This is a genomic window from Algivirga pacifica (genome assembly GCF_039543525.1).
Taxonomy (GTDB): Bacteria; Bacteroidota; Bacteroidia; order Cytophagales; family Flammeovirgaceae; genus Algivirga; species Algivirga pacifica.
In genome coordinates this window covers 122,475-135,339 of record NZ_BAABJX010000036.1, presented here as the reverse complement: position 1 = coordinate 135,339, position 12,865 = coordinate 122,475, and the positions used below count along the sequence as shown (strand labels likewise).

General features: G+C 40.9%; 9 protein-coding genes. 4 read left to right on the top strand and 5 right to left on the bottom strand.

Annotation, left to right across the window (positions count from 1 at the left end):
* Nucleotides 1–9 precede the first annotated feature (9 nt).
* Complete coding sequence (gene ggt / locus ABD985_RS12570; protein WP_345372372.1) at nucleotides 10–1,707, top strand: gamma-glutamyltransferase; 1,698 nt, start codon at nucleotides 10–12, stop codon at nucleotides 1,705–1,707.
* Nucleotides 1,708–1,946: 239 nt separating this feature from the next.
* Here ggt and ABD985_RS12565 read toward each other — a convergent pair whose 3' ends face one another.
* Complete coding sequence (locus ABD985_RS12565; protein ID WP_345372249.1) at nucleotides 1,947–2,864, bottom strand: glutaminase; 918 nt, start codon at nucleotides 2,862–2,864, stop codon at nucleotides 1,947–1,949.
* Between the two features lie 750 nt (nucleotides 2,865–3,614).
* Between ABD985_RS12565 and ABD985_RS12560 the strand changes: the two genes are divergently transcribed.
* From ABD985_RS12560 to ABD985_RS12550, 3 genes are all read left to right on the top strand, one after another.
* Nucleotides 3,615–4,436: a TolB-like translocation protein gene (locus ABD985_RS12560; protein ID WP_345372248.1), complete on the top strand. Its 822-nt coding sequence runs from the start codon at nucleotides 3,615–3,617 to the stop codon at nucleotides 4,434–4,436.
* Nucleotides 4,437–4,489: 53 nt separating this feature from the next.
* Nucleotides 4,490–6,769: an N-acetylmuramoyl-L-alanine amidase gene (locus tag ABD985_RS12555; protein WP_345372247.1), complete on the top strand. Its 2,280-nt coding sequence runs from the start codon at nucleotides 4,490–4,492 to the stop codon at nucleotides 6,767–6,769.
* Between the two features lie 209 nt (nucleotides 6,770–6,978).
* Nucleotides 6,979–7,686: a S24 family peptidase gene (locus ABD985_RS12550; protein WP_345372245.1), complete on the top strand. Its 708-nt coding sequence runs from the start codon at nucleotides 6,979–6,981 to the stop codon at nucleotides 7,684–7,686.
* A 154-nt stretch (nucleotides 7,687–7,840) separates the two neighbouring features.
* On the opposite strand, the gene ABD985_RS12545 is transcribed toward ABD985_RS12550, so the two are convergent.
* The 4 genes from ABD985_RS12545 to ABD985_RS12530 form a co-directional block, all read right to left on the bottom strand.
* Nucleotides 7,841–8,827 (bottom strand): OmpA family protein, encoded by a 987-nt coding sequence (locus tag ABD985_RS12545; RefSeq protein ID WP_345372243.1) that lies wholly within the window; start codon nucleotides 8,825–8,827, stop codon nucleotides 7,841–7,843.
* A 122-nt stretch (nucleotides 8,828–8,949) separates the two neighbouring features.
* A complete protein-coding gene (locus tag ABD985_RS12540) occupies nucleotides 8,950–11,013 on the bottom strand; it encodes a thioredoxin domain-containing protein (RefSeq protein WP_345372241.1) in 2,064 nt (687 codons plus the stop codon).
* A gap of 24 nt (nucleotides 11,014–11,037) precedes the next feature.
* The gene (locus ABD985_RS12535; RefSeq protein WP_345372239.1) at nucleotides 11,038–11,727 is read right to left on the bottom strand and encodes a rhomboid family intramembrane serine protease; all 690 of its coding nucleotides are present in this window, start codon (nucleotides 11,725–11,727) and stop codon (nucleotides 11,038–11,040) included.
* Nucleotides 11,728–11,850: 123 nt separating this feature from the next.
* Entirely contained in the window at nucleotides 11,851–12,825 is a 975-nt protein-coding gene (locus ABD985_RS12530) for a PhoH family protein (RefSeq protein ID WP_345372237.1), read from the bottom strand.
* Nucleotides 12,826–12,865 lie beyond the last annotated feature (40 nt).

Genomic DNA, 12,865 nt, shown 5'->3' with positions numbered 1-12,865 from the left:
CAATAAATGATGAATAAACAACGGACTTACTGGACGGTATTTTTACTATTAACATTCTCGTTTGCCCTACAGGCTCAGGATAGGGTAACAGGAAAGAACTTTGCAACACGATCAGAAGTGATAGCCCAACACGGAATGGTGGCAAGTAGCCATCCCTTGGCAACGCAGATTGGACTTGATATTCTAAAGCAAGGAGGAACCGCTACCGATGCAGCGATTGCCGTGAATGCCGCTTTGGGATTGATGGAGCCTACGGGTTGTGGTATTGGAGGAGACCTGTTTGCGATCGTTTGGGATGCCAAAACAGAGCAACTGTATGGATTGAATGCGAGCGGTCGTTCCCCTCAAAACTTGACCATCGATTACTTTGTCGATAACCGTATGTCCAAGATTCCGGCATTGGGGCCACTTCCAGTATCTGTGCCGGGTTGTGTAGATGGTTGGTTTGAGCTGCATAATAAATTTGGGAAACTAAAAATGAAGACCTTGTTGGCTCCTGCGATCGAGTATGCCCGAGAAGGCTTTCCAGTGACCGATTTAATTGCTCATTATATGAAGTTGTCTTCTGTTCGACTGAAGGAATATCCAAACTTTGAGGAAACCTATATGATTGAAGGAAGACCAGTGTCTAAAGGAGATGTATTCAAAAACCCTTACTTGGCTGACACTTATGAGAAAATTGCCAAAAAAGGACGTGATGCCTTTTACAAAGGAGAAGTAGCAGAAACCATTGCTTCTTTTATTCAGGAGCAAGGTGGTTTCTTGACTAAGGAAGATTTGGCCGCACATCGCTCAGAGTGGGTGACGCCAGTATCAACGAACTATAGAGGGTATGATGTATGGGAGCTACCTCCAAATGGGCAGGGTATTGCAGCGCTACAGATTCTGAATATCATGGAAGGATTCGATGTGAAGGAAATGGGATTTGGTAGTCCAGCGTATATTCATGCATTTGTAGAGGCGAAGAAACTAGCTTTTGAAGATCGTGCAAAGTTTTATGCCGATCCTGATTTCAATGATATCCCGGTAGAGCAATTGATCTCCAAGGAGTATGCACAGGAAAGAAGACAACAAATTATGCCTTTCAGAGCTGCTAGGCGCTATGATGCCGGAAAGCTTAGAGATGGAGATACGATTTATTTGACCGTAGCGGATAAAGATGGCAATATGGTATCGCTGATTCAAAGTAACTATAGGGGAATGGGTTCCGGTATGGTTCCTCCACAGTTAGGATTTATGTTACAGGATAGGGGGGAGTTGTTCTCTTTGGAAGAAGGACATTTCAATGCCTTGCAGCCGGGTAAGCGTCCTTTCCATACCATTATTCCGGCCTTTATTACCAAGGATGGAAAACCATATATCAGCTTTGGCTTGATGGGTGGCGCCATGCAACCCCAAGGACATGCACAGGTAGTCATGAATCTGATTGACTTTGAGATGAACTTACAGGAAGCAGGGGATGCCCCTCGTATTCAACATGTAGGTTCTTCCCAACCTACAGGAGGGTATATGACGGATGGAGGTACCGTCTTATTAGAATCTGGATTTGATTACGAAACGATTCGTTCGTTAATGAAAAAAGGCCATAAAGTCAGCTATAGTGTTGGTTCTTATGGAGGCTATCAAGCGATTCAATGGGATGAGAAAAAAGGCGTGTACTTTGGTGCCTCGGAGTCTCGAAAAGATGGGCATGCTGCAGGGTATTAATAGAGATACTCACCTCATGGCGAATATTTGCGAACCAATAGCAGACTATTGGTTCGTAGTCTCCTTGCCGTGAGGCAAGGAGCTACATTATATATCATCAGAATCGAAGTTTAATTTTTATGAGCAGGCCCTGATGATTATATATAATATTTTAGATGGAATGTGTCACAAACCAAACGGCAGGCAGTTTTTCGTTGTTGAAAATTGAAAATTGAAAATTGAAAATTAAAAATTGAAAATTAAAAAATACTATGCCCCGTCTTTGTCGTAAAAAACTCCAAAAACTTTACACCTCGATAAGAGTTCCCTTTCTCATTTAGCCTTGGGCTCCAAAGTGCGATGCTATAAGCACCCGGAAGTACGGCAGCAATCCCTCCACCTACACCACTCTTTCCAGGTAAGCCTACCTTATAGGCAAAGTCGCCTGCCTCATCATAAAAACCACAGGTTTGCATGATGGCATTAATCCTTTTGGCTTGTCCGATATTCAGGATTTCCTCTCCATTGATTTTTTGTCCATGATTAGCCAAAAACAGAAAGGTGCGAGAAAGCTCTTCGCAACTCATTTGTATAGAGCACAAGTGAAAATAAAATTCCAGTACCTCCTCTGCCTCATTTTCTATATTCCCAAAAGACTTCAAGAAATTGGTTACGGCAATATTTCGGTAACCGACAGATTTTTCGGAATTGGCAATGATGGAATTATAGGTAAGGTTAGGGCAGTCGGAGACGTGTCGGATATAAGCCAGTAGGTCTTCATAGGGATGCTCCAGTTCCGTATATAACACATCGCAGATGACAATTGCCCCAGCATTGATAAAAGGATTGCGGGGGATACCCAAATCATACTCCAATTGTACCAAAGAGTTGAAGGGGTTGCCAGAAGGTTCTACTCCTAGTCGGTCCCATAAATGGACTCCCAGTAACTTATAGGCGAGGGAAAGAGAGAGGACTTTGGCAATACTCTGTATGGAGAACCGTTCCTGATAATCGCCTACGCTATAGACCTGTTCATCTATCGTGGTAAGTGTTACGCCAAATTTTTCAGGGTCAACAGTCGCTAATTCCGGGATATAGGACGCGACATAGCCTAAGTTATCTCCCGCCTTGACAATGTCGTAAATGTGATTTAGTATTTCTTGATAGTTGGTCTGCATAGTGGTTAAAGAAATTTATGGTTTTCATAGAATAGTTTATTCTACCCATTTATAATAAAAATCAAGTAATTAACAACTATAGTAGCTAAGATTGAAGTTGTCGCATCATTTAGGTTTATCAGTTATCGCTTATTGTTTAATTAGCTTTGAATATTTATTCGTCATATTTCGTATAGTGACGGATTGAAATCCGCCCCTATGTGATGTCACCCCTTCGGGGTTATTTATCAAAACCCTGAAAGGGTGACATCACACAGAGGTGGGTTTATTAAGGTTGAATAATTAACTGACATAAATGTTTCCCCCAACTCCGCCTAGGGCTAAAGCCCCAGGCTCTTCAAGAAGTACCACTTCGTGGCGATCTATTCTAACGTATCTCTCACAAAAAGATTGAATTGATAACCGCAAAGCGGTATTTCTTAAAGAGCCTGGGGTTTCAACCCTAGGCGGAGATGGAGATAACTACTGTGTCGGTTAATTATTCAACCTTAATCAACCCATCTCTTAGCGTAAGAAGTGTATCGGTTATTTATTCAATCTTAATTAAACGATAAGCGATAACCGATAACCGATAAACCATCATATGGAGTCAGAAAACAGGGATGCGGCTCCCTTTTTGCGATGAATGCATTTGGTGGAAATCTGTGATTTGAATTTCTATTGGATTAACGGAACTTGAAAGAATGAAAAAGGTCATTCTTTTTCACTTTTGATAATTGAAATATTTTTTCTGTTCAAACTCTTTAAAATATGAAATGGACTGCATTATCGATGCTTCTTTTCTTGGCGTTTTCTGCAATGGGTCAGGAGGTTAGTCGATTAGAAGTAAAGGGATATTATCCCAAGTTTTCTCCTGATGGGAAACAAATTTTATTGACATCTTCCAAGTTTACAGGCCTACAATTATTTGATCTTAAAGATAAGTCTTTGAGAACACTGACCGACAAGCCTGGGGCAGGGTATAAGCCAGCATTCCGTGATGGAGCAATTGTATTCGAGAATAAAGCGGCACAGTTGTTAGAAAGTGTTGATTTATTTTCAGGAAAGCAAACGTCTCTTACTTCGGCTTTTTCAGAAACAGTAGCGCACTATGAGGCAATCCAAAAAATAAAAACAAGAAGAACATCTGCTTTAGCCGTATTAGCGGCAGAGCCCACCTCGATGTTGAATGGCGTAGTATTGACCATGTCAGATGGAAGCCAGCGTACGATTGCTCCTTTGGGAACAAAAGAGGATTATATCTGGACTTCAGTATCCCCTGACGGTAGTAAAGTCCTAATGAAAGCCTCAGGGTATACGGCCGTAATTGCGGATATGGAAGGTAACGTACTACAAGATTTGGGTGACCTGGAAGCACCTCGCTGGTTAGGGAATGATCAAGTGGTGTATATGGTCACAGAGGACAATCATGACAGCTATATAAAAAGTGATGTGTTTGTGATGAATCTAAAAACCAAGAAAGCTGAACAGCTGACAAAAGATGTTAATACGATCGCTCTTTTCCCAGATGCTCACGAGGGTAAGGTCGTTTTTAATACCCCAGAAGGAGAGGTATACATGATCTCTTTTTAAGGAAGTATCAGCCGTTTAAATAACAAAGAGAACTAATAAACACGAGATTTCGAATGAAAAAACTATATACTACTTTTTTGATGGTATTGTGTACCGGAATATTAGCCTTGGCACAGGTTCCGGCAGACATACCACAATTATTAGAAGGAAAGAAAATTGCTATTGACCCTGGACATGGGGGAGAGGATAGTGATGACAGACGTATTGACTTAGGGAATGGTTACATCTATTGGGAAGCTGCGGGTACCTGGAAAGTGGGTAACCTGACCAATGATTTGCTTCAAGCACTAGGGGCAACAACAAAAATGACCAGAGATACGAATGATCCCAACAGTCCAGATCGTGACCCAGGCTTATCAGAAAGGGTGGCAGTAGCCAATGCGTTTGGAGCAGATTACATGCATTCTATCCACACCAATGCTGCCAATGCCAAAGCGAACTATACTTTGTTGCTTTACCGTGGTGAAGGGGACTATGTTGCTTATAATGAAGCGAAGTACATGGGTGGTATTCTGGCTAAGAAGTTTCATGAAACTTGGTTTACAACGGATTATTATAACCGTGCAGACAAGGATTTTTTACCTTATCACTTGGGTGTCTTAGGTGGAACGAATATGCCTGCTACTTTGTCTGAGGGTGCTTTTCATGACGTACCGGCAGAAGGTAGAAGGATGATGAACGATGGGTACTCCAAGGCCGCTGCCTGGGCCATCGCTAAGTCATTTATGGAGTACTTTGATGTGGGTACCTTACCTTATGGGGAAGTAGGAGGAATTATTAGAAACCAGAACAATGACCCTATCAACGGAGTAACGGTTACCTTAAATGCAGGCTTGGCTGATGAGAAAGTAGTGCAGACAGATGATATTGACAATGGGATCTTTTTCTTTGATTGGTTGACACCAGGAGAGTATACGTTGACTTTTGAAAAAGAAGGTGTAACAACGATCACAGAAACAGTGACCGTGACAGAAGGAAACTATAGTAGAGAAATCTATAAAACCTTTGATGAAAATGCACCAATCAATCCTCCTTCAGCACCTACGGTACATTACGTGATTAGCCCAACAGGAGGAAGTAGTCTGGAGGTAAAATGGGCCGCTGTACAGCACCCTAGTTTACTAGGTTATAGAGTGTACTATGCAACGGATGATGAATTGAGCGACTGGAAACTTGCTGCAGACGAGCAAACGATAGATGCAACTCAGACTTCGGTATCCATTGTTGATGAGAGTGAGTTTAAGGAGGTACCTGCAGATGGAGCATATCACTTTAAGGTAGTAGCTGTAGTAGATGCAGGAAAAGGAGAAACTCTTGAGGGGGCTTCAGCAGATATCTATTCTAGATCGTCTGGTGCAGCTTCAGAAGAAAAAGTACTTATCGTAGATGGGTTTAACCGTCAGGCTTCTTACCAAGAGAGTACGCATAGTTTTGCGACACAATACTTTAATGCAATCAGGGATTCCAAAGATGCGAATGTCTCTACGACACACAATTCTTTGGTAGAAAAAGGACAGATCGACTTGAATGATTACACTACGGTATTCTGGTTCCTGGGGGATGAGTCTACAGCAGACCAGACATTCAGTACTTCAGAGCAAGCGAAAGTGAAGGCCTTCCTACAGGCAGGAGGAAACTTATTGGTTTCTGGTTCAGAGGTAGGTTGGGACTTATTTGAGAAAGGAACGGAAAGCGATCAAGAATTCTACACTAACTATTTGAAAGCTAATTTTGTAGATGACGGATCGATAGACTATACACCAGCAAAAGGGGTAGATGAAACGATCTTTGGAGGACTTACTGTTGAGTTTGGAAAAACCTATACAGAAGATTATCCAGATGCCATTAGTTCAAATGGTGGAGCAAATATTTTACAGTATGCTTCGCCAGGAAAGTTTGCTGGGGTAGCCTACTCAGGAATTTTCGATAGTAATAAGGATACTGCTTCTGTGGTATACATTGCTTTCCCATTGGAAACAGCTGTGCAAGCGGAACATACTGCCTTAACGGATGTAATTATGGATTATTTCCAAACCAAGCAGGAAGTGATTGTAAGTGCTATAGAGGAGAAACTGATTGCTTTGCAGTCATTGAAAGTATACCCTAACCCTGTAAGTGATTATGCGAGTGTAGCCTTTACCTTGAAAGAAGGTGCAGAGGTAACGCTAAGTGTATATGACTTGAAAGGTCAAAGGGTACAGCAAAAAGTACAACGTTTGTCTACTGGAGAGCACACGATAGCATTATCGACTACTGATTTACGAAAAGGAGTGTATGTACTACAGTTGAAAGTAGGAGAGCAAGAAGCAATGCAGACCCGTTTCATTAAGTAAAAAAGAAATATAAATCTTATTAAGGTGAGTCATCCCATATTAATAGTTAAGGGATGGCTCATTTTTTTTAACTCAAAAAAGTATCAATGTTAATTATATATAAAATAATAAGTTATTTTTATTGACATATCATTGCGGTAAAAAGAGTAATTGTTTATAATTGTATCAGTTAATGTTCTTTATATAAGCAATACTAATATACTATACTCATGAGCTACATTGCCACCAACCTAAAATACATTCGCACGCAACGAGCGAAACAAACACAGGAAGAGTTTGCTAAATCCTTTAAAATTACCCGCTCCAAGTACTGCAGCTATGAGGATGGCAGGGTACAAAGGCCTGCTGTTAACTTTCTGATGGCAGTAGCAAAGACTTATGATGTCAGCATGGATGATTTCTATAAAAGAGATTTATCCATCGCTATAAATAATGAAAGCTCCAATGAGTTCACAGATGTGGTAGGAACGGATGGCGCTTCCTTTACAATCGCGCCAGTCAATGCGGCAGCAGGCTATACTCCAGGAGTGAGCCAGGACACTGATCAGCAAGCAGAAGAGACTTATCGACTTCCATTCTTATCCAGCCAAAAGAAATACAAAGGATTTAAGATCTATGGAGACTCTATGTGGCCTTTCGACTCAGGTACTGTGATTGTAGGTGAGCAGATCGACAAGGTGTATATGAGAAGTGGTGACTTTGCCGTAGTGGTCACGCGTTCTGATGGACCAGTCTTCAAAAGAGTACTGAATAACCTACACATTGATGGGACTTATACGTTACAATCCACTAACCCAAAATACAATGATTATCAGGTATTGGGGGATGAGGTAGTAGAAGTATGGAAGTTTGCTGCCGTGATTAGCCAGCAATTTCCTATGGGAGGAGTAGTAGATATCAGGCCTAGCGACAATTAATGATAGAAAGCATTAAGCTTTTGTTCATAATGTTTAATTGAGCTTCGCTCGTTCATGATGTTTAGTTGTTTTTTCTATTAAACCTATAAAATGAGTTTTACAGTTTCAACTAAACATCATGAACGAGCGAAGCTCAACTAAACATTATGAACAACTACTCTTCGTCAAAATCTATGATCTTCACAGAGATTCTTCTATTCTCCAAGTGTTCCTTATTACTGCACATCACTCCATTCTCACAATGATTGAGTAGTTTACTCTCTCCATATCCCACACTTCTGAGGCGCCCGGGATCAATACCCTTGTTGACCAGGAAATCTACAATTACATTAGCCCTTTTTTGAGAAATCATCATATTGTACTCATCATCTCCTCTGGCATCGGTATGACTTCCTATTTCTACAGAAACAGAAGGATTGTTGATGAGCATTTCCAGTAAGAAGAAGAGCTCCTGAGCGCGGGCTTCATCAATAGAAAAGTCATTAATGTTGAAGAAGAAAGAACGCATATAGTACTCTTCTCCTATACGAACGGGTAACAAAGGAAAAACCTGCGTGTGTACCCCTTTTTTCTCTAAGGAAAAACTTTCTCTTAATTGGAAGTAGTAGGGCTTGGAGATACGGAGATTGTATTTCTCTGCAAATTGGTCTTGAAAGTAGAACTGTCCCTTTGTATTACTACTGAGCCAATAGATGGGAGTATGTTCTCCTTGAAGGTAGACCTGCGCCTTACTGATTGGCTTTTGTGTATATTGATCAATAATTTTTCCCTTAAGTATCTTATTCTCTCCTTTATACATTCCTACAGATACTTGCATCGCTTGTCCTTCACTGATATTGATCGGTTTGAAAGATAGAAAGTTATTGGAATAGGTGTATTTTTCACTTAAGAAAGTGAGCATATATTCTTGTGTTCCATCGAGAGTGAGTGTAAAGCTTCCTTCTTTATCCGTTGTACTTTGATATTCGGGAAGGTACTCAAGACGTAACTTTTGTTGCGATGTATCCCGATGGGTACGGTAACAGTTGATCAGTACCTCCCTTAAAGGCCTTCCGTTTTTTTCATAAAAGACAGTACCAATAATTTTATAGGAATTGGATTGTGCAAAGAGTGCTGTACTTTTTGAGAAGCAGCATGCCATTAAGATTAGTAAAAAAAATATACGTTCATTAATCATATCAAATTACAGTGCTGTATGCTTTTGGGGTCGGAGGTTGTAATAAACCTGAGAGTAAGTGACGTCTCTCAGGTTATAGGAAGTAACTATATATTTTTATGACCACTACCTCCTTTAATATTTTTCAAGGCTTCCGCCAAAGAATGTACAGGAAGTTGACAGTTGCTATTACGACATACGTAAACAGTTGTACGATCATTGATTGCCGTTCTGCCCTTTAGAAGAGGGAGTGTATCACTTGCTTGCGTACTTCCTATGACAATTTTATTAGGCAAAAATTCCTGCATAATCCCTTGGGAAAAGGCCGTAAGCTGTTTTCCGACAATCACGACTTCGGCCATGGTAGATAGTTGGTAAGAGTACAAACTAGCCCAGTTAGATAAGTATTGAACGTCTTTGACTAGCATTTTATTGACCTTTCCGAGCATTTCCTGACTAATTTCTTTCATAGCAGGCTTTTCCAGGAAAGCTCCTAGGAAGTAAAGATTCATGGCCATGATGGAATTGGATGCAGGAATGACATTGTCAAATAGTTCCATTTTTCGGGCTATCAGAGCTTCTCCCTGTGCATCGGTGAAGTAGAACATGCCCTCTTCCTGATTATAGAAATGTTTTAGGGTATAGGAAGTAAGTAACTCTGCTTTTTCAAGCCATATAGTATCAAAACAAGTTTGGTATAAGGTAATAAAACCTTGAATGACACAAGCATAGTCTTCTAGGTACCCTTTGATGCTTCCTTGCTCATGATGAAAAACATGCCATAGTTGCCCATCATCTAGCATAAGGTGATCCAAAATGAAGGAAGCCGTTCGTTTGGCCATTTGTAGGTATTTAGGCGCCCCTGTTGCATTATAAGCATCGGCCAAGGCTTTGACCATTAATCCATTCCAGGAAGTGATGATTTTTTTATCTAGCCCCGGAAACTCTCTTTGATTACGGGCTTTAAGTAATAAGCCTTTCCATTGGCTAATTTTTTGATCTGCTTCATGGGTACTGATCCCTACTTCTTTTCCAAATTTCTTCGTGGACCACTTTCGGTGAAGAATATTATATCCTTGCTCCCAGTTACCCTCTTGAGTCACCTGATATAGTAAACAGAAATTTTCCAATTCTTCTTCTGGCAGGATTGATTTTAACTCCTCATAGGTCCAGCTATAGAAACGTCCTTCGATTCCTTCGGTATCGGCATCCAGGGCAGAATAAAACCCTCCGTGTGGAGCCTGCATTTCTCGTCCCAGAAAAGTGATTGTTTCATCAACAATACGTTTGTATAACATGTTCTGTGTTATACTATAAGTCTCAGCATATAAGGAAACTAGCTGTGCATTGTCGTAAAGCATCTTCTCAAAGTGAGGAGCAAACCATTGTCCATCTACAGAATAACGGGCAAAACCTCCACCAATTTGATCATAAATTCCTCCATAGGCCATTTGCTTTAGTGTCAGTTGCAATTGCTTTAGTGCTTCTGCATTTTTGGATACATCATAGTATCGGCATAGAAAAGACCAAATAGTAGGCATTGGAAATTTAGGTGCTTTGTCTATCCCACCCTTGAGCGTATCAAACTTCTCAGAGAGCTGTTGGTACATCTGCTCCAAGGTATCTTTGGAAAAGGTCTTGTCTGATTGGTGTAATTCGTATTTATCTAGTTCGCTACGCTGGATTACTTCCTCAAACTTTACGGCAGAAGCTTCTAGCTGATCTCTATGCTTGTCAAAGGCCTCAGCAACTTGAGTGAGTAACTGCTTCCAATGTTTGGAAGGAAAATAGGTTCCCCCATAAAAAGGCTTGGTCTCTGGAGTAAGGAATACGTTGAGAGGCCAGCCACCGTTGATTCCCATCACCTGTATTGCTTCCATATAAATTTGATCAATATCCGGACGTTCTTCTCGGTCGACTTTAATGCAGATATAATGGGTATTCATCAGTTGTGCCAACTCCTGGTTTTCAAAACACTCCCGTTCCATGACGTGGCACCAGTGACAAGAAGAGTAGCCTATACTGACAATGATTGGTTTATTTTCTTTTCTGGCTTTCTGCAAAGCTTCTTCTCCCCAAGGGTACCACTGTACGGGGTTATAGGCGTGCTGTTGCAGGTAAAGGCTATCTTCGTGAATTAGTTTGTTTGGCGTCTTGTTCGTTGCTTTCATTGTGTGCAATACGTTAGACAAAGCCTATTGGGATGGCTTTGGTGGTTGATGTTTTTTTTTGCTTGCTTCCTTGGATACAAACGTGTATTTGTACTGTTCGGTTTCTATATTTTCGTACCCTTCAAAAATAATATCTTCCACTTTGGTGGTGATATGCTGAAAAGCTTCTGTTTGGTAATTCCGAAAATAATAGGCAACGATCAGGCCACTAAAGCCTCCCATAAGATGAGATTCCCAGGATACACCGGGCTGTGCCGGTAATATTCCATAGAGCATTCCATTGTAAAGCAGGGCAATAATAAGGGATATGACTAAAGAACTGGGGTTGTTCCGAAAGATCCCGAAGAAAAATAAAAAGGCAGCAAATCCGTAGATCTCACCACTGGCTCCTATATGCACTGCATTGGAGCGTCCCAAAAACCATACACCTACTCCCGTGATAATATAAATACTAAGAATGACCTTTCGGGAGATGGCTGGAAAAAAGAAAATAATACTACTGCATAGAAATACGAAGCTCACCATATTAGAGACCAGGTGCTGTATGTCTCCATGCAGAAATGGGTGCAGGAAAATACCCAGAATACCACGACGCTCTCCGGGTTGCAAACCAAGGAAGTGAAACTCAAAATCAAGAAGGTATTCAGTCGTCTCTATCAGGGCACAGGTAGTGGCAAATATCAGCGGAGGGGTAATGCTTCTGATGAGGCGCATAGTGTTATTGGATAAGTAGGTTGTAGTGATATGGTAAGGGGGATTTATTAGTTCCCCTTGAGTAATCTATGTAAATGATTTGAAGGAAGGGCGATCCTTGTGGTTGCCCTTCCTTCAAATCATTTACGCATTATCTTCCGGAACTCTCGTCTTCCCATCATCTGCAGCCTGTTTGTAAGCTGCAATAATATTTTTCACCAATCGGTGGCGGATAACATCTTTTCCACTAAGGTGAATAATACGAATCCCGTCTGTATTTTTCAGAATGTGCGTAGCTTCTACCAATCCAGACTTCACTCTAGGAGGAAGGTCAATTTGTGAAGTATCTCCAGTGACAATCATTTTGGAATCAGCTCCCATACGTGTTAGGAACATCTTCATTTGCATAGGAGTAGTATTTTGAGCTTCATCCAATAAGATAAAAGCATTATTCAACGTACGTCCACGCATATAAGCCAAGGGAGCAATCTCAATGATGCGATTTTCCAGGTAGAAGTTTAATTTTTCTGAGGGAATCATATCATCCAGTGCATCATAAATCGGACGAAGGTATGGATCCACCTTTTCTTTTAGATCACCGGGTAAGAATCCTAGACTTTCTCCTGCCTCTACGGCTGGACGAGTAATAATGATGCGCTTGACCTGTTTGTTTTTCAGTGCTTTTACTGCTAAGGCAACAGCCACGTAGGTTTTACCCGTACCGGCAGGACCAATCGCAAAGACGAGGTCATTTTTATTTGCGGCCTCCACCAACTGTTTCTGATTAGAGGTTTTAGGACGTATGGCTACCCCTTTGGCGCCGTAAAGTACAATTTCGTCCTTCAGATTTAAGTCCTCTTTATTAACGTTGGTTTCTAGGTAGTCCAGCACATTGTCAGTAGTGATCTTTCCGTATTTACGGTAATGTGCCAGTAGTTCATTGAAGGCATTATTAATTTTAATAATCTCAGGACCACTCCCTTGAATACGAATTTCATTTCCTCGGGAAATAATTTTGCTTTTAGGGAAAGCGGTAGAGATTTCCTTTATATTTTCATTTTCGACTCCCAGGAAATCTACAAGAGAGACTCCTTCGAGATTGATAACCTTTTCTATCAAATGTTCTATGCGTTTAAATAAACTCTACAATACACGACTA

Excerpts from the sequence above, each read along its gene's own strand:
- ggt (WP_345372372.1), top strand. The coding sequence starts at position 10 with ATGAATAAACAACGGACTTACTGGACGGTATTTTTACTATTAACATTC.
- ABD985_RS12565 (WP_345372249.1), bottom strand. The coding sequence starts at position 2,864 with ATGCAGACCAACTATCAAGAAATACTAAATCACATTTACGACATTGTC.
- ABD985_RS12560 (WP_345372248.1), top strand. The coding sequence starts at position 3,615 with ATGAAATGGACTGCATTATCGATGCTTCTTTTCTTGGCGTTTTCTGCA.
- ABD985_RS12555 (WP_345372247.1), top strand. The coding sequence starts at position 4,490 with ATGAAAAAACTATATACTACTTTTTTGATGGTATTGTGTACCGGAATA.
- ABD985_RS12550 (WP_345372245.1), top strand. The coding sequence starts at position 6,979 with ATGAGCTACATTGCCACCAACCTAAAATACATTCGCACGCAACGAGCG.
- ABD985_RS12545 (WP_345372243.1), bottom strand. The coding sequence starts at position 8,827 with ATGGCATGCTGCTTCTCAAAAAGTACAGCACTCTTTGCACAATCCAAT.
- ABD985_RS12540 (WP_345372241.1), bottom strand. The coding sequence starts at position 11,013 with ATGAAAGCAACGAACAAGACGCCAAACAAACTAATTCACGAAGATAGC.
- ABD985_RS12535 (WP_345372239.1), bottom strand. The coding sequence starts at position 11,727 with ATGCGCCTCATCAGAAGCATTACCCCTCCGCTGATATTTGCCACTACC.